At 68.4% G+C, this 21558-nt stretch carries 23 protein-coding genes; 9 read left to right on the top strand and 14 right to left on the bottom strand.

All coding sequences use genetic code 11. The features are described 5' to 3' along the window. Positions 1-140: 140 nt before the first annotated feature. Together ALI144C_RS47220 and ALI144C_RS56090 are read left to right on the top strand one after the other, a co-directional pair. Complete coding sequence (locus tag ALI144C_RS47220; protein ID WP_143231315.1) at positions 141-752, top strand: hypothetical protein; 612 nt, start codon at positions 141-143, stop codon at positions 750-752. Next, positions 734-877: a hypothetical protein gene (locus ALI144C_RS56090; protein WP_168211524.1), complete on the top strand. Its 144-nt coding sequence runs from the start codon at positions 734-736 to the stop codon at positions 875-877. The genes ALI144C_RS47220 and ALI144C_RS56090 overlap by 19 nt, the downstream gene beginning before the upstream one ends. Here ALI144C_RS56090 and ALI144C_RS47215 read toward each other — a convergent pair. Both ALI144C_RS47215 and ALI144C_RS47210 read right to left on the bottom strand, forming a co-directional pair. Then, complete coding sequence (locus tag ALI144C_RS47215) at positions 855-1475, bottom strand: DoxX family protein (RefSeq protein ID WP_076994790.1); 621 nt, start codon at positions 1473-1475, stop codon at positions 855-857. The two genes, ALI144C_RS56090 and ALI144C_RS47215, sit on opposite strands and share 23 nt — an antisense overlap. A gap of 124 nt (positions 1476-1599) precedes the next feature. Next, positions 1600-2514, bottom strand: coding sequence for a 2-hydroxyacid dehydrogenase (locus ALI144C_RS47210; RefSeq protein ID WP_076993853.1), 915 nt, complete (start codon positions 2512-2514; stop codon positions 1600-1602). Positions 2515-2572: 58 nt separating this feature from the next. Here ALI144C_RS47210 and ALI144C_RS47205 point away from each other — a divergent pair, with 58 nt between their 5' ends. The 4 genes from ALI144C_RS47205 to ALI144C_RS47190 all read left to right on the top strand — a co-directional run bounded on the left by ALI144C_RS47205 (position 2573) and on the right by ALI144C_RS47190 (position 7958). Further along, on the top strand, positions 2573-3535 hold the full coding sequence (locus tag ALI144C_RS47205) for an alpha/beta fold hydrolase (RefSeq protein ID WP_076993852.1): 963 nt from the start codon (positions 2573-2575) through the stop codon (positions 3533-3535). 10 nt (positions 3536-3545) lie between these two features. Continuing rightward, the gene (locus ALI144C_RS47200) at positions 3546-4727 is read left to right on the top strand and encodes a PQQ-dependent sugar dehydrogenase (protein ID WP_076993851.1); all 1182 of its coding nucleotides are present in this window, start codon (positions 3546-3548) and stop codon (positions 4725-4727) included. Between the two features lie 141 nt (positions 4728-4868). Continuing rightward, complete coding sequence (locus ALI144C_RS47195; protein WP_237774652.1) at positions 4869-5399, top strand: TetR/AcrR family transcriptional regulator; 531 nt, start codon at positions 4869-4871, stop codon at positions 5397-5399. A 75-nt stretch (positions 5400-5474) separates the two neighbouring features. Continuing rightward, complete coding sequence (locus ALI144C_RS47190) at positions 5475-7958, top strand: molybdopterin-dependent oxidoreductase (RefSeq protein ID WP_076993849.1); 2484 nt, start codon at positions 5475-5477, stop codon at positions 7956-7958. A 129-nt stretch (positions 7959-8087) separates the two neighbouring features. Here the strand turns inward: ALI144C_RS47190 and ALI144C_RS47185 are convergent, their stop codons facing one another. Next, positions 8088-8639, bottom strand: a complete 552-nt coding sequence (locus tag ALI144C_RS47185) for a TetR/AcrR family transcriptional regulator (RefSeq protein ID WP_076993848.1) — start codon at positions 8637-8639, stop codon at positions 8088-8090. Between the two features lie 103 nt (positions 8640-8742). Here ALI144C_RS47185 and ALI144C_RS47180 point away from each other — a divergent pair, with 103 nt between their 5' ends. Next, positions 8743-10302, top strand: a complete 1560-nt coding sequence (locus ALI144C_RS47180; protein WP_076993847.1) for an MDR family MFS transporter — start codon at positions 8743-8745, stop codon at positions 10300-10302. A gap of 85 nt (positions 10303-10387) precedes the next feature. On the opposite strand, the gene gatB is transcribed toward ALI144C_RS47180, so the two are convergent. From gatB to gatC, 4 genes are read right to left on the bottom strand one after another with little or no spacing between them, the layout of a single operon-like run. Then, positions 10388-11893 (bottom strand): Asp-tRNA(Asn)/Glu-tRNA(Gln) amidotransferase subunit GatB, encoded by a 1506-nt coding sequence (gene gatB, locus ALI144C_RS47175; protein ID WP_076993846.1) that lies wholly within the window; start codon positions 11891-11893, stop codon positions 10388-10390. Continuing rightward, positions 11890-12081, bottom strand: a complete 192-nt coding sequence (locus tag ALI144C_RS47170) for a hypothetical protein (protein ID WP_076993845.1) — start codon at positions 12079-12081, stop codon at positions 11890-11892. The genes gatB and ALI144C_RS47170 overlap by 4 nt, the downstream gene beginning before the upstream one ends. Continuing rightward, positions 12078-13577 carry an Asp-tRNA(Asn)/Glu-tRNA(Gln) amidotransferase subunit GatA gene (gene gatA, locus ALI144C_RS47165; RefSeq protein ID WP_441297620.1) on the bottom strand — a complete coding sequence of 500 codons (1500 nt, stop codon included), beginning with the start codon at positions 13575-13577 and terminating at the stop codon, positions 12078-12080. Before gatA ends, ALI144C_RS47170 begins: the two co-directional genes overlap by 4 nt. 14 nt (positions 13578-13591) lie before the next feature. Next, entirely contained in the window at positions 13592-13891 is a 300-nt protein-coding gene (gene gatC, locus ALI144C_RS47160; protein WP_076993843.1) for an Asp-tRNA(Asn)/Glu-tRNA(Gln) amidotransferase subunit GatC, read from the bottom strand. A gap of 216 nt (positions 13892-14107) precedes the next feature. Between gatC and ALI144C_RS47155 the strand changes: the two genes are divergently transcribed. Continuing rightward, positions 14108-14761 (top strand): amino acid-binding protein, encoded by a 654-nt coding sequence (locus tag ALI144C_RS47155; RefSeq protein ID WP_076993842.1) that lies wholly within the window; start codon positions 14108-14110, stop codon positions 14759-14761. Here the strand turns inward: ALI144C_RS47155 and ALI144C_RS47150 are convergent. The 6 genes from ALI144C_RS47150 to ALI144C_RS47125 form a co-directional block, all read right to left on the bottom strand. Then, complete coding sequence (locus ALI144C_RS47150) at positions 14663-15826, bottom strand: glycosyltransferase family 87 protein (protein ID WP_076993841.1); 1164 nt, start codon at positions 15824-15826, stop codon at positions 14663-14665. The two genes, ALI144C_RS47155 and ALI144C_RS47150, sit on opposite strands and share 99 nt — an antisense overlap. 112 nt (positions 15827-15938) lie before the next feature. Then, a complete protein-coding gene (locus ALI144C_RS47145; RefSeq protein ID WP_076993840.1) occupies positions 15939-17147 on the bottom strand; it encodes an acyl-CoA dehydrogenase family protein in 1209 nt (402 codons plus the stop codon). Continuing rightward, positions 17147-18136, bottom strand: a complete 990-nt coding sequence (locus ALI144C_RS47140) for a phosphotransferase family protein (RefSeq protein ID WP_076993839.1) — start codon at positions 18134-18136, stop codon at positions 17147-17149. The genes ALI144C_RS47145 and ALI144C_RS47140 overlap by 1 nt, the downstream gene beginning before the upstream one ends. After that, positions 18133-18585 (bottom strand): MaoC family dehydratase, encoded by a 453-nt coding sequence (locus ALI144C_RS47135; RefSeq protein WP_076993838.1) that lies wholly within the window; start codon positions 18583-18585, stop codon positions 18133-18135. The genes ALI144C_RS47140 and ALI144C_RS47135 overlap by 4 nt, the downstream gene beginning before the upstream one ends. A 13-nt stretch (positions 18586-18598) precedes the next feature. Further along, positions 18599-19348, bottom strand: coding sequence for a 3-oxoacyl-ACP reductase FabG (gene fabG / locus ALI144C_RS47130; protein ID WP_076993837.1), 750 nt, complete (start codon positions 19346-19348; stop codon positions 18599-18601). Beyond that, positions 19345-19941 carry a TetR/AcrR family transcriptional regulator gene (locus ALI144C_RS47125; protein ID WP_076993836.1) on the bottom strand — a complete coding sequence of 199 codons (597 nt, stop codon included), beginning with the start codon at positions 19939-19941 and terminating at the stop codon, positions 19345-19347. The genes fabG and ALI144C_RS47125 overlap by 4 nt, the downstream gene beginning before the upstream one ends. Before the next feature lie 100 nt (positions 19942-20041). Between ALI144C_RS47125 and ALI144C_RS47120 the strand changes: the two genes are divergently transcribed. Continuing rightward, the gene (locus ALI144C_RS47120) at positions 20042-20824 is read left to right on the top strand and encodes an enoyl-CoA hydratase-related protein (RefSeq protein ID WP_076993835.1); all 783 of its coding nucleotides are present in this window, start codon (positions 20042-20044) and stop codon (positions 20822-20824) included. Positions 20825-20913: 89 nt separating this feature from the next. On the opposite strand, the gene ALI144C_RS47115 is transcribed toward ALI144C_RS47120, so the two are convergent. Next, a complete protein-coding gene (locus tag ALI144C_RS47115; RefSeq protein WP_076993834.1) occupies positions 20914-21528 on the bottom strand; it encodes a TetR/AcrR family transcriptional regulator in 615 nt (204 codons plus the stop codon). Positions 21529-21558 lie beyond the last annotated feature (30 nt).

Here is a 21558-nt window from a genome sequence, read left to right as displayed (position 1 = left end):
AGAAACCGTTGTGCCGACACGACTCTCGTGTCGGCACAGCGTTTTTTGTCAGGTCTTCACGTCATTTGCGCACCACTACTCTGTGTTGCACTCTGAGGCATCGGCGCGCCCTGTCACCGGACCGCACAGAAATGTGTCAAATGACGAAACCCGTTGCCGCTCCAGATATCCGCCCCGTGTTCGGCAGGACTTCGGTGGACCTCGGTATCCACAAAGGATTCCTGCGCGCGTTCATCGCGTTCTACCGCGACCCGGTCGCGCGACTGACGTTGGTCATCACGTCGGTGTTGCTGTGCTACGTCGGTGGCGCGGCGATGTTCTACGTGCACGGCATCTACTTCAACGAAGGCGGGCCGGCCATCAGCCCGTACCTGCACTGGTTCATCGACTCGACCGTGGGGTTCGTCGGCCTGACCCCGGCCATCGCCGTCCTGCTGCCGTTGACGACCCGATTCGCTCTCGGCAAACCCCGATGGGTGTTCCCCGTGCTGCTCGGCGGGCTGTTCACCGTCGTGACGATCCCCGGCCCGCTCGTGCACGATCTGCTTGTCGCGCGGGGAACCCCGCTCGCGAACCTGATCACGCACCACTTCGGCGATCCGTCGATGGCCATGCCCGCACCGACCCCGTACACCGACTTGGCCAAGATGATGCACCAGGTCATCGGCGGGCTGCCCGCGTACCTCCTGCTGTCCACAGTGGCGTACCTGCTGGTCCGCGCCATCGTCGGCAGGTGGCAGCGGGTCTCGTGACCAGTGAGGTGGTCGACGAAGCCGCGCTGCGAGCGACCGGGTCCGTCTCGGCGGCCAGCGTGTCGTTCGGCACGCTGGCCGCCAAGCCGGACTCCGAAGCGCCTACCGGAACACGACCAGCGTGACCACGGACAAGCCCGCCGCCACGATCAGCATGAACAGCCCGAGCGGGACCGGGCGGCGGCCCCACGGCGTGGGCCGGTCGAGCGAGATCCGGCCGGGACCGGTGAACAGCAGCACGAACGCGACCGTGCCGAGCGCCAGGTCCCATTCGAAGCCCTTCGGCGGGCCGAAGAACCCGCCACCCCACTTCAGGTAGACCACGTTGGCCATCACCCCGAGCACGGCGGCCGCGCCGATCGGGGTGAACAGGCCGATCACCAGCAGTGCGCCGCCGACCAGCTCGGACACGCCGGTGACCCAGGCCAGCAGTGTGGGCTGCGTGAACCCGAAGCTGCCGAGGTACTGCGCGAAGCCGTCGATGCCCGGGCCGCCGAACAGGCCGAACAGCTTCTGCAGCGCGTGCGCGACGAACGTCCCGCCGAGCACCAGGCGCAGCACCAGCAGACCGAGATCGAGACCGCCGTGCCACGCGTAGACGGGTTTGGCGCGTTCCTGCGACTCCTCCGGTCTGGACAGCACACTTGTCGTGGACGAACTGCCGGTGAAACCGGCTTCGTCGTCGTCATACCGGCCGTAGTCCTCGTCCGCGGGCTCGGTCATCCGGTGTGCCCCGCCCGAGGAATACACCCCTGGGTAGCCGCCCGCTGATGTCGAGCGGTCATCGTCGGTACTCACGGCCGGTAGGCTATTGGATTGCCCGGCGAAACGCTCTACAAAGTTCTTGTTAATACTCTCCGCGCACGAGATTCGACGGTTTCTCCCCGGCGGCGAACATCGCGATCTGACCAGCCGCGACGGCATAGGCGCGTTCGATGTTCCCCGCGCATGTCCCGGCGACGTGCGGGGTGAGCAGCAGGCCAGGGGCGGTCCACAGTGGATGATCCGACGGCAGCGGCTCCGGGTCGGTGACGTCGAGCGCGGCCCGCAACCTGCCCTGTCGCAGTTCGGCGAGCAGGTCGTTGGTGACCACAACCGAACCGCGTGCCGCGTTCACCAGCACGGCCCCGTCCGCCATCAGGGACAAGAATTTCGCATCTACCATTCCGACGGTTTTCGGGGTGACGGGCACCACCAGAACCACGGCGTCGTGCGCACCGAGCAGATCGGGGAGTTCGTCGGCGCCGCGAACGCCTTCCCGAGCGGTCGTGCCGACGACTGTGACGAGCGCGTCGAACGCTTCCAGCCTGCGTTTGAGCTGACTCCCCAGATCACCCGCGCCGATTGTCAGCACGCGTTTGCCCTGCAGCGAGTCGGTCTTGTGGAAGTCCCAGCGGCGGTCACGCTGGGCGGCGTCGAACTCGCGCATCTCCCGGTAGATCGTCAGCAGCGCCGCCATGACCCACTCGGCCGTGCTGCCGCCGTGCGCGCCGCGGCAGTTGGCGAGCATGATCCCGTCGGGCAACTGCCCGATCCAGTTCTCCACCCCGGCCGAGAGCAGCTGGACGAGCTTGAGCTTCGGCAGGTGCGGCAGGTAGTCCACCGCCAGCCTGCCCGCCTGCATGCCGGGCACGATCACCTCGGCGTCCGCCGAACCCGGCGGCAGCGGCTCGCCGAGCTCGAACCGGAGCGGGGTGACGCCGTCGAGCTCCGCCAGTGCGGACATTCCGTGATCATCAGGCACCAGAACAGTGATCGGCACGAAAACAACACTAAGCCGTGTCGAAACGGCGGCCGCGACTAGGGCAGACTCTCCCCCGATGCACGAACACGACGTGACCTCCCCGGACGGGACGAGGATTCGCGCATGGCGCACGGACAACCCGGGGCCGCCCGTGTTGCTGTGCCCGGGGCTGGGCACCACACCGGAAGCCTGGCCGGCGTTGCTGCTGCCGAACGCGGGCGTCCGGGTGCTGTCCTGGTACCACCGCGGCACCATGGGGTCGGAACGCCCGGCGGACGAGAGCCGGATCGAACTGGCCGACCACGTCGCGGACGCGTTGGCCGTGCTCGACGCCGCCGGAGTGCGGCGCTGCGTGGTGATGGGCTGGTCGGTGGGTGTGATGGTGGCCGCGGAGCTGGCCCGCAGGCACCCCGACCGCGTCTCCGGTCTGATGTTCGCCGCGGGAGTGCCGGGTGACCTGTTCGGGGCCATGTTCGGCCTGTTCGGCTTCCCTGCCGTGCTGCGCCGCGCGGTCGCGCTCACCGGCACGCACGCCTTGCGCGCGATGTCGCCCCTGGTCGACGCGGTGATGCACCGGATTCCGGTGAACCCGTTCACCGCGACGCTGGCCCAGCACAGCGGCCTGATGCTGCCGGGAGCCGACACCCAGGCGGTCGTGCACACGCTGAAGCGGTTCGTGCGGCATGACTGGCGGTGGTACTTCACCCTGGCGCTGGCGATCAGCTCGGTGCCCGCACGTGAACTGCACGGACTGACCTGCCCGGTCACGGTGTTGTCCGGCCAGTACGACGTGCTCGCGGCGCCGGACCGCACGGCGAAACCGGTGGCGATGCTCCCGCAGGCCAGGGTGCGCGTGGTCCCGACCAGCCATTTCCTGCCGCTCGAAGCGCCAGAGGTGGTCGTGGAGGAGTTGCGGCTGCTGCTGCGCCGCACGGCCGCGGTGGAACGGGCCATGCAGTTGGCGCGACCGCCGAGCCGGGACCCGATCGACGCGTTGATCCCGCCCGCGCTTACCTACGGTTCACGGCTCCGTACCTAGCCTGGGTGACGTGTCTCGTTCCGGATGGCGGCTCGCCGCGTGCTGCGTCGCCGCAGGCCTCGCGCTCAGCGGCTGCGTGTCGTTCGCAGAACAACCCCCGCCGGCGAAGTGGACCACCCAGCCGCAGTTGGCGCCGGAAACCGGACCTGACTCAGGCGGCGGGCCATCCCGTGGCGGAGGTGAAGGAGGCGGAGGCGGTGGAGGCGGCCCGCAGGGCCCGATCCCGCCACCGGAAGGCTGCAGGGACTTCAACCCCGCGGTGATCGGCACGTGCTTGGACACGATCGACGCGGTGGCGCCGTTCCCCAACAGCGAGCCGCCCGCGGGCCTGGCAGGAGAACGCAAGTCGGGGCGCGTGATGCAGGTGCAACGCGGCAGCGCCCCGAACGCGGTGATCACCCTGCCGGTCGACGGAACGGCGGACGGTGGCCTGCTGGGTCTGGCGCTGTCCCCGAGCTACCCCGAAGACCAACTGGTCTACGCGTACATCACGACACCGACGGACAACCGTGTGGTGCGGTTCACCGCCGGTGACGTCCCGAAGCCGGTGCTGACCGGAATCCCCCGCGGGCCCGCCGGGAACCGCGGCTCGATGACCCGTGACCGCGCAGGCAACCTCCTGGTGGCAACCGGCAACGCGGGCGACCCGGCACTGGCGGCCGACCCGAAGTCCCTCGCCGGAAAACTGCTGAGGATCGACACGGCCGGAAAACCCGCGAAGGGCAACCCGGACCCGAGCACAGCGGTGATAGCTGCCGGCCTGCAAAACCCGGCGAGCATCTGCATAGGAATCGACAGCAGGCCCTGGGTGACCGACCGCTCGGCACAGGAAGACGCGATCTACCGCGTGGACCCGGGCAAACCCCTGGGCAACCCGGCATGGCGCTGGCCGGACAAGCCAGGCGTGGCGGGCTGCGTGGTCACCCCGTCCATGCTGGCGGTGGTGACCTCGACAGCGGGAAACCTGCAGATCCTGCCCCTGAACCCGGAGGGCGTGATCACCGCCAAACCCACCGTGTCCCTGGCGGAGAAGGAAGGCTTCGGGCGACTGGGCGCGATGGCCGTGCTGAACTCCAACCTGGCCATGGTGGGAACCGTGAACAAGACAGGCGGTACACCGGTGTCCAGCGACGACCGGGTAGTCCTGCTGACGATCCCACCACCCAACGGCCCCGGCGGCGGCAAGGACTAGGCGCACGGCGGCTTCGCGGACCAGCTGCCCAGAGGTCTGCCACCCGGCGAGGGGCCAACCCCGAACCCGATACCTATGCTGACCCTCATAAAGACGAGGAAGGTGAGCATGGGGCGAAAACCCGGGCAAGGACGTGAGCGAATGCTCACCAGCACAATCGCCCTGATGCGCGAACACGGCGTAGCCGGAGCCAGTCTCGACGCGGTACTCGCACACAGCCGGACCCCGAGAGGCTCGGTCTACCACTACTTCCCCGGCGGCCGCAACGAGATGATCATCGACGCGACCAGGGCCGCGGGCGACTTCATCGCGTCCGTCATCGAGCAGACAGACCACACCGACCCGCGACGCGCCTTCGGCAGGTTCGTCGACCTGTGGAAGCAGGTGCTCACGGACAGCGATTTCCGCGCCGGGTGCCCGATCCTCGCCGTCGCTGTGGACGGCGGCCGCGACCTCCCCGGCGCCATGGATCTCACGCGGGAGATCTTCACCGCGTGGCAGGACAAGATCAGCGCCCGACTCACCGCGAACGGCATGCCGGACGAGCGAGCACGGCGGCTGGCGACGCTGGCGATCGCCGCCATCGAGGGCGCCGTCATCCTGTGTCGCGTTCAGCGCAGCGCCGATCCGCTCGACGACGTCGCCGAGGAGCTCTCTCCGCTGTTCACCTGATCACCCACGGCATTGACCGAATATATGTCATGAGTCATAGTTACTCCCAAGTAGGTACCGGTGCCGGGAGGGACCATGACTGAGTGGGCCAAGACCGCCTGCATCCTCTGCGAGTGCAACTGCGGACTGGAGATGCAGGTCGCCGACCGGCGGCTGCTCAAGATCCGCGGCGACAAGGACCACCCCGGCTCCGCGGGCTACACCTGCGAGAAGCCGTTGCGGCTGGACCGCTACCAGAACGGGCCGCATCGCCTCGACAGCCCGTTGCGCCGCCGTCCCGACGGCACCTACGAGGAGATCGACTGGGACACCGCGCTCGACGAGATCGCCGGAAAGCTGGCCGCGGTCCGTGACACCCATGGTGGCGACAAGATCTTCTACTACGGGGGCGGCGGTCAGGGCAACCACCTCGGCGGCGCCTACGGCCGGGCGCTCATGGCGGCGTTGGGAGTCAAGTACTTCTCCAACGCGCTGGCACAGGAGAAGACCAGCGAGGCGTGGGTCACCCACGAGATGTGCGGCACACACGTCACCGGGGACTTCGAGAACGCCGAGGTCGCGGTCTTCATCGGGAAGAACCCGTGGCAGTCCCACGGCGTCGCCCGCGCCCGCCCCACACTGCGGGAACTGGCCCGTGACCCCAAGCGGTCGATCATCGTCATCGACCCGCGCCGGTCGGAGACCGCGGAACTCGCCGACTTCCACCTCCAGCTCAAGCCGGGCACCGACCTGTGGTGCGTGTCGGCGATCGCCGCGACCCTCGTGCAGGAGAACCTGATCGCGCGGGACTGGCTCGACGAACACGCGGTCGGCGTGGAGGACGTGCTCGCTTTCCTGCGCCGCGTGGACATCACGGACCACGCCGGTCGTTGTGACGTCCCCGAGGACCTGATCCGCGCCGCCGCGCGACGCATCGCCGCGGCCGAGTCCGTCTCCACGTACGAAGACCTCGGTGTGCAGCACTCGTCGAACAGCACACTGGTGGCCTACATGCACAAGATGTTGTGGCTGCTCACCGGCAACTTCGGCAAACCAGGCGGCGTGAACCTGCACTCCTGGGTGGTTCCCATCGCCGGCCGGTGGCACGCCGTTCCCCGACAGGACGGCCCGGTGTGGGCCGAGGGCGCGCGACGGGTCATCGGGACGAAGATGATGCGGCACAGCGCAAAGCTCCTGCGCCGGTTGCTCAGCGGGAGCAGCGGGCGAGCCTGGTCCCGTGCGATGGCCGACCGAGCCGCCGACGCCGCGCTGCGCGTGTTCTTCGAACCGCTCTCCGTTCCGCTCGCGCAACGGCTGACCGACCGGCTCACCTTTGTGGACTCCGACGAGCTGGGCACGACCCCGGTGACGGGCGCGGCCGCGATCGGCGGGCTGATCCCGTGCAACTCCATCGTCGAGGAGATCCTCACCGACCACCCCGACCGGTTGCGTGCGATGTGGATCGACGCGTCGAACCCGGTCCACTCGCTGCCGGGCACAGCGCGGTTCGCCGAGGCGATGCGGTCACTGGCGGTGTCGGTCGTGGTCGACGTCGCCTTCACCGAGACCGCGCGGCAAGCCGACTACGTGCTGCCCGCGGCCAGCCAGTTCGAGAAGTACGAGGCATCCTTCTTCACGCTGCACTTCCCGCACAACACGTTCCAGGTGCGCAGGCCGTTGATGGACCCGCTGCCGGGCACCCGGCCCGAGCCCGAGATCTACGCCGCGATCGTCGACCGGCTCGGTCTCGTGGATCAGCGGCTCATCGACGACCTCACGGCCGCGGCCACAGTGAGCCACCGCGCGTTCGCCCTCGCGCTGTTCTCGACTGTCGAACACCAGCCGGAGCTGGCCGGGTTGCTCCCGTACCTGCTGTACCGGACGCTCGGCACGACCATGCCCGACGGCGAGCGGCCCATGGCGTTGGTCTGGGGCATGGCTCAGGTGTGCGCGATCGGCTACCCGGACGCGGTCGGCCGGGCCGGATTCACCGCACGCGGGTTCGCCAAGGGCGAGCAGCTGTTCGAGGCATTCCGCGACAACAGGGAAGGCGTGTTGTTCAGCGACGACAGCTACGAGGACGCCTGGAGTTACGTCCGGCACCCCGACCGCAAGATCCACGCGTCCATCCCGCTGCTGCTCGACGAGCTCAAGCGGCTCAACGAGATCGAGTCGGACCACACGTCCGCGGAGTTCCCGTTCGTGCTGTCCGCCGGGGAACGCCGGGCCTTCACCGCCAACGTGATCATCCGCAATCCCGAGTGGCGCCGCCGTGACGCGGAAGGCGCGCTGCGGATCGGCGAGGACGACGCGGCGGACCTGGGCGTCACCACCGGCGACCGCGTGCGTGTCGTCACCGAGGCGGGCGCGGCGGAAACCGTGGTCGAAGTCAACGCCATGATGCGGCCCGGCCACGTCTCACTGCCCAACGGACTCGGCGTGACCTATCCGGGCGAGGACGGCACCGCGACGGTCGTCGGCGTCCCGCTCAACACGTTGACCACGAACTCGCGGCGCGACAAGTTCTTCGGCAACCCCAACCACAAGAACGTGCCCGCTCGCATCGAAGTGCTGCGATGACCAGTGCCGCCTTCTGTGCCTGAAACGCACCGGCCTGGATGCAACGAATGCCGCCTTGGTTGCGTTTTCCGCAACGAAGGCCACATTGGTTGCGTTTTCCGCAACGAAGGCCACATTGGTTGCACAGGCCTACCTGATCAGGTCCATGCCGACCTCGAGCGCGGCGGCCCTCCTGTCCTCCTCGGACGCGCCGGTTTCCTGGAGCGCGAACATGCCCATGTGCTGCACCATGACGGCCAGGCGTGCGCGCAGCTGGTCGGCCAGTGACGCGTCCGGGCCGGTCATGAACTCGAAGAAGACCTTGGCCCGCTCGTGGCCCTTCATGCCCGCGGCGAGCTCCCGCAGCGCGGGCTGGTTCTCCTGCATGAGGCGGATCAGCCTGAAGTGCCTGTCCGTGTCGACGATCGCCGCGGAGTAGCGGCGCAGCAGCTCCTCGCGATTGGCCTGCGTCGGCTCCTTGTCGGCCAGCCAGTCGGCGACCTCCTGGAGCTTGTCACCCGTCTCCTGCATGAGGCTGGTGATGATCTCTTCCTTGGTCTTGAAGTGGTAGTACAGCGCCGCCTTCGTCACGCCGAGGCGCTCGGCGATCTCGCGCAGCGACGTCTTGTCGTAGCCCTGTTCGCCGAAGAGCTCGAGGGCGACGTCTTGGATCTTGGCCTTCGTGTCGGACCGTGTGGCCATGCTCACTCCCAGAACTTACTTGACGACCGGCTAGCGACTAGCTTACCGTACGGCTAGCAAGTTACCTAGCCGGACGGCAAGTAAGCATAGCGGGGACGGGACCATGAACGCACCACTCGAAGCACCTCTCACGAAACGCAAGCAGTACACAGTCTTCGCCGGACTGATGATCGGCATCCTGTTGGCCATGCTCGACAACATGATCGTCGGCACCGCCATGCCGACCATCGTCGGGGACCTCGGTGGCCTCAACCACTTCGCATGGGTGGTGACGGCGTACACCCTGGCGTCGGCCGTCTCCACACCGATCTGGGGCAAACTCAGCGACCTCTACGGTCGCAAAGGCATGTTCATGACCTCGATCGTGGTGTTCCTGATCGGCTCGGCGCTGGCAGGCACATCGGGGTCGATGACCGAACTGATCGCGTACCGGGCCGTACAAGGACTCGGCGCAGGCGGTCTGATGGTCGGCGCGATGGCGATCATGGCCGAGATGGTCGCGCCGAAGGACAGGGGCAAGACGCAGGGCCTGTTCGCGGCCGTGATGCCGATCGCCATGGTCGGCGGCCCGTTCCTCGGCGGATTCATCACGGACAACCTCGACTGGCGCTGGTCGTTCTACGTCAACCTGCCGCTGGGCGTCATCGCACTGCTCGTGGTAGGCCTGTCGTCGCTGAACCTGCCGAAGCGCGCGGGCAAGGCCGTGATCGACTACTGGGGCGCCGCACTGCTGACCGCGGGCATCGGTTCGCTGGTGCTGTTCGCGACCTGGGGCGGCACGGAGTACCCCTGGGGCTCGTGGCAGATCATCGGCCTCGGCGCGTTGACCGTCGTGTCGCTCGCGGCGTTCGTGTGGGTGGAACGCCGGGTGCAGGAGCCGATCCTGCCGCTGCGCCTGTTCAAGATCCGCAACTTCACCCTCGCGTCGACCCTGTCCTTCATGTCCGGCTTCGCGATGTTCGGCGCGGTCAGCTTCCTGCCGCAGTACCAGCAGATCGTGCAGGGCGAGTCGGCGACGAACAGCGGGCTGTTGCTGCTGCCGTTGATGGCGGGAATGCTCGTGTTCTCGACCGTGACCGGCCAGCTGACCAGCCGGACCGGCCACTACCGCACGTTCCCCATCGTCGGCATGGCCGTGATGGCGGTCGGCACGCTGCTGCTGACCCAGCTGGACGCGACGACGAGCTCGTTCACCTCAAGCCTGTACCTCGTGGTGATGGGCGCGGGACTGGGCCTGCTGATGGGCACGACGAACCTGATCGCGCAGAACAGCGTGGACATGCGTGAACTCGGCGTGGCGACCAGCACGGCGACGTTCGCCCGCAGCATGGGCGGCTCGCTCGGCGTCGCGGTCCTCGGCTCGATCTTCACCGGCCGGATCACCGACAGCATGACCTCGGCACTCGGCTCGGCGGGCTCCCAGCTCACCAGCACCGGCGGACAGCTCAGCCCGAAGATGCTCGAGGCCCTGCCCGCACCAGTGCGGGATGCCTACACCGGCGGCATGGTCTCCGGCATCCAGACCGTGTTCCTGTGGGCCAGCGTGTTCCTGGCGATCGGCTTCGCCGTGTCGTGGCTGCTCAAGTCCGAGCCGCTGCGCGGGTTCACCGTCGCGTCCAGCGACAAGGAGACCGCCAAGCCGGTTCCGGCCCTGGTCGACTGAGCCCCCACGCCGACAAAGCCGTCTGGCAGGGGAAAACGAAAGTGCGGGCCACCTCGGGGGGTGGCCCGCACTTTTCGTTGTGCCTCTACGCGTTGGCGCGTTCCAGGATCAGTTCACGGACACGCTTCGCGTCCGCCTGGCCCTTCGTCGCCTTCATCACCGCGCCGACGATGGCGCCCGCGGCGGCGACCTTGCCGCTGCGGATCTTCTCCAGCACGTCCGGCTGCCCGGCCAGTGCCTCGTCGACCGCCACGATCAGGGCCGAGTCGTCGGACACGACCTTCAGGCCGCGCTTCTCCACGACCTCAACCGGTTCGCCCTCGCCGGCCAGCACTCCCTCGACCACCGAGCGGGCCAGCTTGTTCGTGAGGGTTCCGGCGGCCACCAGTTTGATCACGTCGGCCACCTGGGCCGGGGTGATCGGCAGGTCCGCCAGTTCCACGCCCCGGGTGTTGGCCTCCTGCGCCAGGTGGCTGACCCACCACGCCCTCGCTTCCGCCGGGGAGGCGCCCGCGTCCACTGTGGCCGCGATGACGTCCACCGCTCCCACGTTCAGCAGGTCGCGCAGTTCCAGATCCGTCAGGTTCCACTCGACCTGGATGCGCTTGCGACGCGCGGCGGGCATCTCCGGCAGCGTCTTGCGCAGTTCCTCCACCCACTCGCGGGACGGCGCGATCGGGACCAGGTCCGGCTCCGGGAAGTACCGGTAGTCCTCCGAGGTCTCCTTCGGACGCCCCGACGACGTGCTCCCGGTCGACTCGTCGAAGTGCCGGGTCTCCAGGCGGATCGTGCCACCTTCGGCCAGCACGGCCGCCTGGCGCGTCATCTCGAAACGCACCGCCCGTTCCACCGAGCGCAGCGAGTTGACGTTCTTCGTCTCCGTGCGCGTGCCGAACTCCGTGGCGTCCTTGGCCATCAGGGACACGTTGGCGTCACAGCGAACCGAGCCCTGGTCCATCCGGACGTCGGAAACCTCCAAGGCGCGCAGCAGATCTCGCAGGGCCGTCACATAGGCACGCGCGACCTCCGGTGCGCGGGCGCCGGTTCCGGTGATCGGCTTGGTCACGATCTCGATCAGCGGCACACCCGCCCGGTTGTAGTCCAGCAGCGAGTGCTCCGCGCCGTGGATCCGGCCGGTCGAGCCGCCCACGTGCAGCGACTTGCCGGTGTCCTCTTCCATGTGTGCGCGCTCGATGTCCACGCGCACAACGGTTCCGTCCTCCAGCTCGACGTCGAGCCAGCCGTTGAAGGCGATCGGCTCGTCGTACTGCGAGGTCTGGAAGTTCTTCGGCATGTCCGGGTAGAAGTAGTTCTTGCGCGCGAACCGGCACCACTCGGCGATCTCGCAGTTGAGCGCAAGACCGATCCGGATCGCCGCCTCGATCCCCTTCGCGTTCACCACCGGGAGCGCACCGGGCAGGCCAAGGCACGTCGGGCACACCTGCGTGTTGGGCTCCGCACCGAAGACGACCGGGCAGCCGCAGAACATCTTCGTACTCGTCGACAGCTCGACGTGGACTTCCAGGCCGAGCACCGGGTCGAAGCGCTCGATGACCTCGTCGTAGTCCATCAGCTCCGCAGCAGCGGTCACTTCAGCTCGTCCTTACGTATCGAACGGATCGTCAGCGCGACACCGGTGATCGCGACGAGGATGCTGGCCGAAGCGTTGACGAGCAACAGCTTGTCCTTGTCCTTGCGCGCGTTGCGGAAGCCCTGTATCGCGCTCACCGCGCCGAAGACGGAACCGACCAGACCGATCAGACCACGTGCCTTCTTCATCGTGCCACCTCCAGTTCGGGAACCCGGCTGATCAGCGGGCCGCCATCGGACTCGTTGCGTGCCACCTCGTACGCCGCGGCCACCCGGTACATCCGGGTCTCCTGCAGGGCCGGAGCCATGATCTGCAGGCCGACCGGCAGACCGTCGATGCCCGAGAGCTTGCTCGGCACGCTCATCGCAGGGTGCCCAGCCATGCTCGCCGGAATCGTGCACAGGTCGGCGAGGTACATCGCCATCGGGTTGTCGGCGCGCTCGCCGATCGGGAACGCGGTGGTCGGCGTGGTCGGCGAGACCAGCACGTCCACCTTCTCGTACGCGGCGTCGAAGTCACGCTTGATCAGCGTGCGGACCTTCTGCGCCGAGCCGTAGTAGGCGTCGTAGTAACCCGAGGACAGCGCGTACGTGCCGATCATGATGCGGCGCTTGACCTCCGCGCCGAACCCGGCCTCACGGGTCAGCGACATGACCTCTTCGGCGCTGCGCTCACCGTTGTCACCGACGCGGATGCCGTAGCGCATCGCGTCGAAGCGGGCGAGGTTCGACGAGCACTCACTCGGCGCGATCAGGTAGTACGCCGACAACGCGTACTTGAAGTGCGGGCACGAGATCTCGACGATCTCGGCACCGAGCACGCGCAACTGCTCGACGGCCTCGTTGAACGAGACCATGACGCCCGGGTCGTAGCCCTCGCCGGAGAACTCCTTGACCACACCGATCTTCACGCCGCGCAGGTCACCGATCGCGCCCTCGCGCACCGCCTGGACGACGGGCGGCACCGGCTCGTTGATGGACGTGGCGTCCAACGGGTCGTGCCCACCGATCACCTCGTGCAGCAACGCCGCGTCCATGACCGTCCGGGCGCACGGACCAGCCTGGTCGAGCGACGACGAGAACGCCACCAGCCCGTACCGCGAGACACCGCCGTACGTCGGCTTCACGCCAACCGTGCCGGTCACGGCACCGGGCTGACGGATCGAGCCACCGGTGTCCGTACCGATCGCGAGCGCCGCTTCGAACGAGGCCAGCGCGGCCGACGAGCCGCCGCCGGAGCCGCCGGGGATGCGGTCGAGGTCCCACGGGTTGTGCGTGGGGCCGTACGCGGAGTTCTCGGTGGAGGAGCCCATCGCGAACTCGTCCATGTTGGTCTTGCCCAGGATCACGATGCCCGCTTCGAGCATGCGCGTGGTGATCGTCGCGTCGTACGGCGGTTCCCAGCCCTCGAGCATCCTGGAGCCGACGGTCGTCGGCGCCCCCTGCATCGTCACGACGTCCTTGAGCGCCAGCGGCACACCGGCCAGCGGCGAGGCGGGCTGGTTGCCCGCGGCGACGTCCTCGTCGACGGCACGGGCCTGCGCGAGCGCGCTGTCCGTGCTCACGTGCAGGAAGGCGTGGACGGCCGGGTCGACGTCGGCGATCCGGTCGAGGTGGGCCTGCGTGACCTCGACCGCCGAGACCTCCTTGGCCTGGATCTTGGCGGCCAGTTCGGCCGCGGTCATCCGGGTGAGTTCGCTCACTGCTCTTCTCCCAGGATGCGGGGCACGCGGAACCGGCCGTCCTCAGCCGCTGGGGCGCCGGACAGCGCCTGTTGCTGGGTCAGTCCCGGGCGGACGACGTCGTCTCGGAAGACGTTGGTCAGCGGCACGGCGTGCGACGTCGGCGGCACATCCTCGGCTGCGACCTCGGTCACCTGGGCGACCGACTGCAGGATGATGTCCAGCTGGCCTGCGAACTTGTCGAGCTCTTGCTCGGTCACGGCGAGCCGGGCGAGCCGGGCGAGGTGCGCGACCTCGTCGCGGGAGATGGTTGGCACTCCACGAACCCCCGGGGGATTGCGTTTCATCTGGGACCCGGTGAGTCTATGGCGAGGGTTGGCCGCGGCCCGAACGGGTTATCCGGGGCTCCTTGGATTCGTAACCCACGCGACTCGGACGCCTACTCCTAGGGGAACCTGCCCATCTGCGAGAATCGGCGCCCGGCAGCATGCGCGGACGGCAGGGTTCCGCGCACGACGCAGGAGGCGTTCGCCTTGTCCTTCCTGATCCGGGTGCAACTCCCGGACAGCCCGGGAACTCTGGGCGCGGTGGCGTCCGCGCTCGGCGGGATCGGTGCCGACATCCTCAGCGTCGACGTGGTCGAGCGCGGGGGTGGCGTGGCCGTGGACGACCTCGTGGTCGAACTGCCGTCCGGCAGGCTGCCCGACATGTTGATCACCGCGGCCGAGTCGATCGAAGGCGTCGAGGTGGACGCGGTCCGGCCCTACGCCGGTGTGCTCGACACGCACCGCGAGCTCGAACTGGTCGAAGAGGTCGCGGCCGAGCCGAAGGACGGCCTCGTCACGTTCACCGAGGGCGTGCCGAAGATCATCCGGGCGGGCTGGGCCGTGGTGATCCAGCACGACGCGAGCGGCACGCAGCCGCTGGCGACCAGCCCGGCGGCCCCGCAGATCCTCACCATCGACCTGCCGTTCATGCCGCTCGCCAAGGCGACCGTGCTGGACGGCGAGGACGACTGGGTCCCGGAAACGTGGCGTGAGCTGGGCACCGAACTGGCGGCGACGCCGTTGGGCAAGCCGGACCGGGTGCTACTGGTCGGCCGTCCAGGCGGGCCGATGTTCCGCGCCGCGGAGGTGGCCCGGCTGGCGCACCTCGCCGGGATCGTCGCCGTCGTGCTTGACGGTTAGCGCCGCCCAGTAGATCAGCAGGACCAGGAAGTACAACGACTGGCCGATGTGATCGACCAGGCTGTCGCCCTGCCAGTAGAACCCCCACTCCACCCCGATCAGGGGCATGGTGAGCAGCAACGTGGCCGTGGCGAACCGGCGGCGCAGCAACACGACGAACACACCCGGGAAACAAAGCACCAGGTAGTTGTGCCAGGCGACCGGGGAGAAGAGCAGCGTCGCCGCGGTGACCGCCCACAGCCCCATGTCCGGGTCGTGCCGCATCCGGCGCAAGGTGAACGCCAACACCGCCGCGCCGAGCACGAACCCCACCCATGCGGGCCCACCGAGCCGCGAGACCAGGCTGGGTAGGGAGGCGTTGTCGAGGAACGTGCTGAGGTGCTCGGCCCGCAGCACCTCCCACCAGCGCAGGGTCTCCTCCGGGCCCGCGACGAGCACGCCGACGAGCGTGGCCACGACACCCGCGGCGACGGCCGCCTGCAGTGTCTTCCACTGCCGTTGCACGACAGGCAACAGCAGGATCGGCGCCAGCGTCGGTTTGATCGCGATCACCAGGCCGAACGCGATCCCTGCGAGGATCGGTCTGCCGCGCCGCTGCAGGAACCACGCCAGCGCGAGGCCGATCGCCAGCACGCCGTACACCTGGCCGAGCGCGAACGTGCCCAGCAACGGCGACGAGGCGAGCACCGCGGCCGACACCACCCACCACGTCCAGTACGGAGCACGGAGGTCCCACGCGACAAGCAGCAGGCCAGCCAGCACGAGGAACACGGTGATCACGCCGAACAGCCGGTAGGCGGTCAGCAGATCCAGTGGCGCGAAGGGCGCCATCAGGACCGACCAGAACGGCGGGTTGAGGTTGACCACCGTCGCGCCGGTGTCGTAGATCGGGTTGCCGTTCACCAACGCGATGGCCGACTTGTGGAAGGTGTCGAAGTCGGGGTGCCAGCTCATGTCCGTGGCCAGCACGCGTTCGATGTTCGAGCTGCCGTAGGTCAGCAGCAGCCACAAGGTGACACCTGCCGCTGCCACCGCGCCCAGCAAAGCCCCGACACGCCCCACCACACGGGCAGGCTAACCGGTCCCGCGACCACGTCATTCTCCCGGGTGACCGAGCCCCTCGTGAGTGTTCAGGCCGGTGGGAACCCAAACCCGCTTGAACACTCACGAGGGCTTTTCAGGGGAGGTGCTTGGCGAGTTCGCGCCGGGCGAGTGAGCGCTTGTGGACCTCGTCCGGCCCGTCCGCCAGTCGCAGCGTGCGGGCGTGCGCCCACAGTCCGGCCAACGGGGTGTCCTGGCTGACGCCGCCCGCGCCGTGCGCCTGGATGGCCTTGTCCAGGATCCACTCGACCTGGATCGGGGTGGCGATCTTGATGGACTGGATCTCGGTGTGCGCGCCCTGGTTGCCGACCGTGTCCATCAGCCACGCCGTCTTGAGCACGAGCAGGCGCAACTGTTCCACCCGCACGCGGGATTCGGCGATCCAGTCCTGCACGACACCCTGCTGCGCGATCGGCTTGCCGAACGCCGTCCGCGACACCGCCCGCTCGCACATCAGCTCGATGGCACGTTCGGCCATCCCGATCAGGCGCATGCAGTGGTGGATCCGGCCGGGGCCGAGGCGGGCCTGCGCGACGGCGAAACCGCCGCCCTCCTCGCCGATCAGGTTCTCCGCCGGCACCCGCACGTCGGTGAACTCGATCTCCGCGTGGCCGCCGTGGTCGCCGTCGGTGTACCCGAAGACATGCATGCCGCGCTTGATGTCCATACCCGGCGTGTCACGCGGGACCAGGATCATGCTCTGCTGGCGGTGCGGCTCGCCGTCCGGGTCCGTCTTGCCCATCACGATGAAGATCTGGCAGCGCGGGTTCATCGCACCGGAGATGAACCACTTCTTGCCGTTGATCACGTAGTCGCCGCCGTCCCGCTCGATCCGGGTGGCGATGTTGCGCGCGTCCGACGAGGCCACGTCCGGCTCGGTCATCGCGAACGCCGAGCGGATCTCGCCTTCCAGCAACGGGTTCAGCCACTGCTTGCGCTGCTGCTCGGTGCCGAACATGGACAGCACTTCCATATTGCCGGTGTCCGGCGCCGCGCAGTTGATCGCGGTCGGCGCCAGGTGCGGGCTGCGGCCGGTGATCTCCGCGAGCGGCGCGTACTGCAGGTTCGTCAGGCCCGCGCCGTGCTCGCCGGGCAGGAAGAAGTTCCACAGGCCGCGTTTTCGGGCCTCTGCCTTGAGTTCCTCCACCACCGGCGGCGGGCTCCACGGGTCTCCTGCTGCCATCTGCTGTTCGAACACCGGCTCGGCCGGGTAGACGAACTCGTCCATGAACGCGTTCAACCGGCCGCGGAGTTCCTCGGTGCGGTCGTCGTAGCCGAAGTGCATCAGCTCTCCTTGAGGGTGGCGTTGCCCTGCGCGACGACGGGTTCGACGAGCGCGCCGATCTTCTCGAAGCCCTGGCCGACCGTCTTTCCCTGGCTGAACCGGTAGTAGATGCCCTCGGTGATCACCGCGAGCTTGAAGAACGAGAACGCGATGTACCAGTCCAGGTCGGACACGTCACGGCCGGTGCGCGTGGCGTAGTGGTCGATCACCTCGTCGGCGCTCGGGTAGCCGGGCGCGCCGCTGACGTTGGAGATGATCGAGTCGTCCGGTGTCTCGCGGGACGCGTACGCCAGGGTCAGCCCGAGGTCGGCGAGCGGATCGCCGAGCGTCGACATCTCCCAGTCCAGCACCGCCGTGATCCTGTCGTCGAGCACCAGCGTGTTGTCCAGGCGGTAGTCGCCGTGCAGGATCGTCGCCTCGGTCGACGCGGGCAGCCGTGCGGCCAGTCGCTCGTGCAGCCGGTCGATGCCGGGCAGGTCACGGCTGCGGGACGCGTCCAACTGCTTGCCCCAGCGCCTGAGCTGGCGTTCCAGGTAGCCCGCCGGCCGCCCGAAGTCGCCGAGCCCGACCGAATCCGGGTCCACCGCGTGCAGGTCGGCCAGTGTGTCGACCATGGCGAGCGCGATCGCTCGTGTCCTTTCCGGACCGAGCTTGCCGAGTTCGTCCTTGCTGCGGTAGGGAACTCCCGGCATGAACTCCATGACGTAGAACGGCGCACCGAGCACTTCGGTGTCGTCGCAGAGGAAGTACGTGGCCGGAACGGGTACGGCCGTGTCCCGCAACGCCGTGATCACGCGGTACTCGCGGGACATGTCGTGCGCGGTGGGCAGCACGTGCCCCAGCGGAGGCCTGCGGACGACCCACTTCTGCTTGCCGTCGGTGACGACGTAGGTCAGGTTCGAGCGGCCGCCCTCCACGAGCTGCGCCGACAGCGGGCCGTCGCCGAGCTTGCCGCCCAGTTTGTCGAGGTCCAGACCCGGCAGGCTCATCGGACGACCCTGCTCACGATCTCGGCGACACAAGCGGGCTTGTCGCTGCCCTCGATCTCCACGGTCACCTTGGTGATCGCCTGCTTGCCACCCTGGACGTCCGTGACGTCCACCAGCTCCGAGGTCGCGCGGACCCTGGCGCCGACGCGGACCGGCGAGGGGAACCGGACCTTGTTGGATCCGTAGTTCACCACCATGGCCACGTTCTCGATCTTGTAGATGTCCCTGACGAGCACCGGCACCAGCGACAGCGTCATGTACCCGTGGGCGATCGGCCCGCCGAACGGCCCGGCCTTCGCCTTCTCCACGTCCACGTGGATCCACTGGTGGTCGCCGGTCGCGTCGGCGAAGAGGTTCACCGCCTCCTGGGTGATCTCGTGCCATTCGCCGGTGCCGAGCACCTCGCCCTTGGCCGCCGCCAGCTCGTCCGCGTCCTTGAAAACCCGCATGGTCAGCGTCCTCTCAGTCCTGTGGCCCGCCGGCCGCGTACACGACCTGGCCGGAGACGAAGCCCGAACCCTCGCTGGCGAAGAACGACACCAGGTGGGCGATGTCCTCCGGCTCGCCGACCCGGCCGACCGGGATCTGCGTGGCCGCGCCCGCCTTGAAGTCCTCGAAGGAGACGCCGAGCCGCTCGGCCGTCGCCGCGGTCATCTCGGTGGCGATGAAGCCCGGCGCGATGGCGTTCACCGTGACGCCGAACTTGCCGAGTTCGATCGCCAGCGTCTTGGTGAAGCCCTGCAGACCGGCCTTGGCCGCCGAGTAGTTCGCCTGGCCGCGGTTGCCCAGCGCGGACGTGCTGGACAGGTTGACGATCCGGCCCCACTTCTGCTGCGTCATGTACTTCTGCGCCGCCCGGCTCATCAGGAACGAGCCGCGCAGGTGCACGCCGATCACCGAGTCCCAGTCGCCGTCGGTCATCTTGAACAGCAGGTTGTCCCTGGTGATCCCGGCGTTGTTGACCAGGACCACCGGCGGGCCGAGTTCCTCGGCCACCTTGGCGACCGCGGCCTCGACCTGCTCGGTGTCGCTGACGTCGACCACGAGGCCGATCGCCTTGCCGCCGTCGGCCGTGATCGCCGCCGCGCCTTCCTTGACGCCCGCGTCCTGCAGGTCCAACAGTGCGACGGCGAACCCGTCGGACGCCAGCCTGCGCGCTACGGCCGCCCCGATGCCGCGCGCGGCGCCGGTGACGATCGCGACCTTGCTCATGGAATCTCCTTCAGTGATGTCAGCAGCAGATCTGCGTAGTGATCGGCGATCTGGGCGGGCGTGAGCCTGCCGTTGCGGCGGTACCACACACCCAGGTGGTGCACGGACCCGAAGAAGTAGTCCACCACCAGGTCGGCGGGCACGTCGGCGCGGAAATCGCCGTCGCGCTGCCCTTCCTCGACCAGCGAGCGGAACCTCTCGTGGTACTTGCGCCGTTCGGCGCGCACCGCGCGTTGTTTCGCCGCACTGAGGTGGTGCATGGACTGCGTGAAGATCTTGAAGTCGTCCAGGTTCTCGATGGTGGTGACGACGACGTCGGCGGCCGCGTCCCGCAGCCGCTGCGGCGCGGGGGCCTCGCCTGCCGCGAACTTCTCCAGCCGGGCGGTCTGGTCGCGCAGCACGCGGCCGTAGATCTCGTGCAGCAGGTCGTCCTTGGAGCCGAAGTAGTGGTACATCGCGCCCTTGGTGACCCCGGCGGCCTCGACGACCTCCTGGACCGACGTCCGGTCGAAGCCCTGTCTGGCGAACAGCCTCGTGGCCTCGGCAAGCAGCCGGTCGTCCACACCGGACGCATTCGCGGGCCTGCGGCTCATCGTCGGCGTACCTCCGTATTCCCAGACACGGCAACCATACCGCTCGGTATGTGATCGGCAAACCTCGACGTGACCTAAGCAACCGCTTAGCATGTCAACCATGACACTCGAGGACGGCGTGCGCTGCTCGGTGACCGACGGCGTGGCGACCGTGACTTTCGACCGGCCGGACCGCAACAACTCGATGGACCTGGCGATGGAGCGCCGGTACGGGGAGCTGCTGCGCTCGCTGGAGGCCGACACGAGTGCGCGGGCCATCGTGCTGACCGGCGCGGGCCGGGCCTTCTGCCCCGGCGCCGACCTGGACGTCCTCGCCGGTGTCACGCCGGGCAACCAGATCGACTTCCAGGTCGAGCACGTGCAGGCGGCCGCGTTCGTCGGCAAGCCCGTGATCGCGGCGATCAACGGCGGCTGCGCCGGCCTCGGCTTCGTCATCGCCTGCACCGCCGACGTGCGGTTCGCCGCGGCCGGGGCGAAGTTCACGACCGCGTTCGCGCGACGTGGCCTGATCGCGGAGTACGGCGTCGCACACCTGCTGCCCGGTCTGGTCGGCCGCGGCCGGGCGATGGACCTGCTGCTGTCCGGCCGGACCTTCACCGCCGAGCAGGCCCAGTCGTACGGCCTGGTCCAGGAGGTTCTCCCGGCTGACGAGCTGCTCTCCGCCGCCCAGGCGTACGCGGCCGAACTGGCCGCCTTCAGCGCGCCGCGGTCGATGGCCGTGATGAAGCGGCAGATCCTGGACGAGGCGTCGATCCCGCTGGAGGAGTCCGGTCTGCGGGCCGCCGCGCTGATGAACGACTCGTTCACGCACCCGGAGTCGAAGGAAGGCGTGGTCAGCTGGCTGGAGCGACGGCCACCGCGGTTCCCGCCGTACCCGGGGTGACCGGCGCCGTCGCTGTGAGGTGAGCAACCGCTTAGTATGCGAACTCGGGTACCGACTGGTAGGTATGCCTATGGGACACCGGAACTCGCTTACTGGGCAGAGGAGCCGAGCATGCGCAGGACGAGGGTGGCGTACTCACGCCCCAGCGCCTTCGGCGTCTTGCGCGCCCGCTCGCTGTACCACCGGGCCACGTCGATCCCCAGCGACAGCACCGCCCGCGCGGCGATCTTCTCGTCGGGAACGGTGAACGAGCCGTCCTTGACACCGTCGGCGATCAGCGACTGGACGACCTGCTCGATCCGGCGCCGCAAGGCCGCCACGGTCGTGTACTCGTCCGCGGGCAACGCCTCCAGTTCGTACTGCACGACACGGGCGACGACGTGCCGCCGCGCGTGCCACTCGACGAACCGCTCGACCAGCAGGCGCACCCGGTCGACGGGCGAGCCGTCGGTACCGGCGACCCGTTGGACCATTTCGAGGGTCCGTTCGTGCCCGTCGCGGCTGATCGCGAACAGCAACGCCGCCTTCGACGAGAAGTGCACGTACAGGGCAGCCGGGCTCATCCCGGCCGCGGTGGCGATGTCCCTGGTGGTCGTGCCGTGGAAGCCGACCTTGGCGAAGGACTCCACCGCCGCGTACATCAGTCGTCTGGCCGCGTCCGGCTTGACGTCCGGCCACAGGTCGGCGGGCAGCGACATCGTCATGGCAGCAACAGTAGCCGCACGCTAAGCGTG

The organism is Actinosynnema sp. ALI-1.44 (assembly GCF_001984155.1).
In the GTDB taxonomy this organism is placed as follows: domain Bacteria; phylum Actinomycetota; class Actinomycetes; order Mycobacteriales; family Pseudonocardiaceae; genus Kibdelosporangium.
This window is presented reverse-complemented; position numbering and strand designations above follow the sequence as displayed.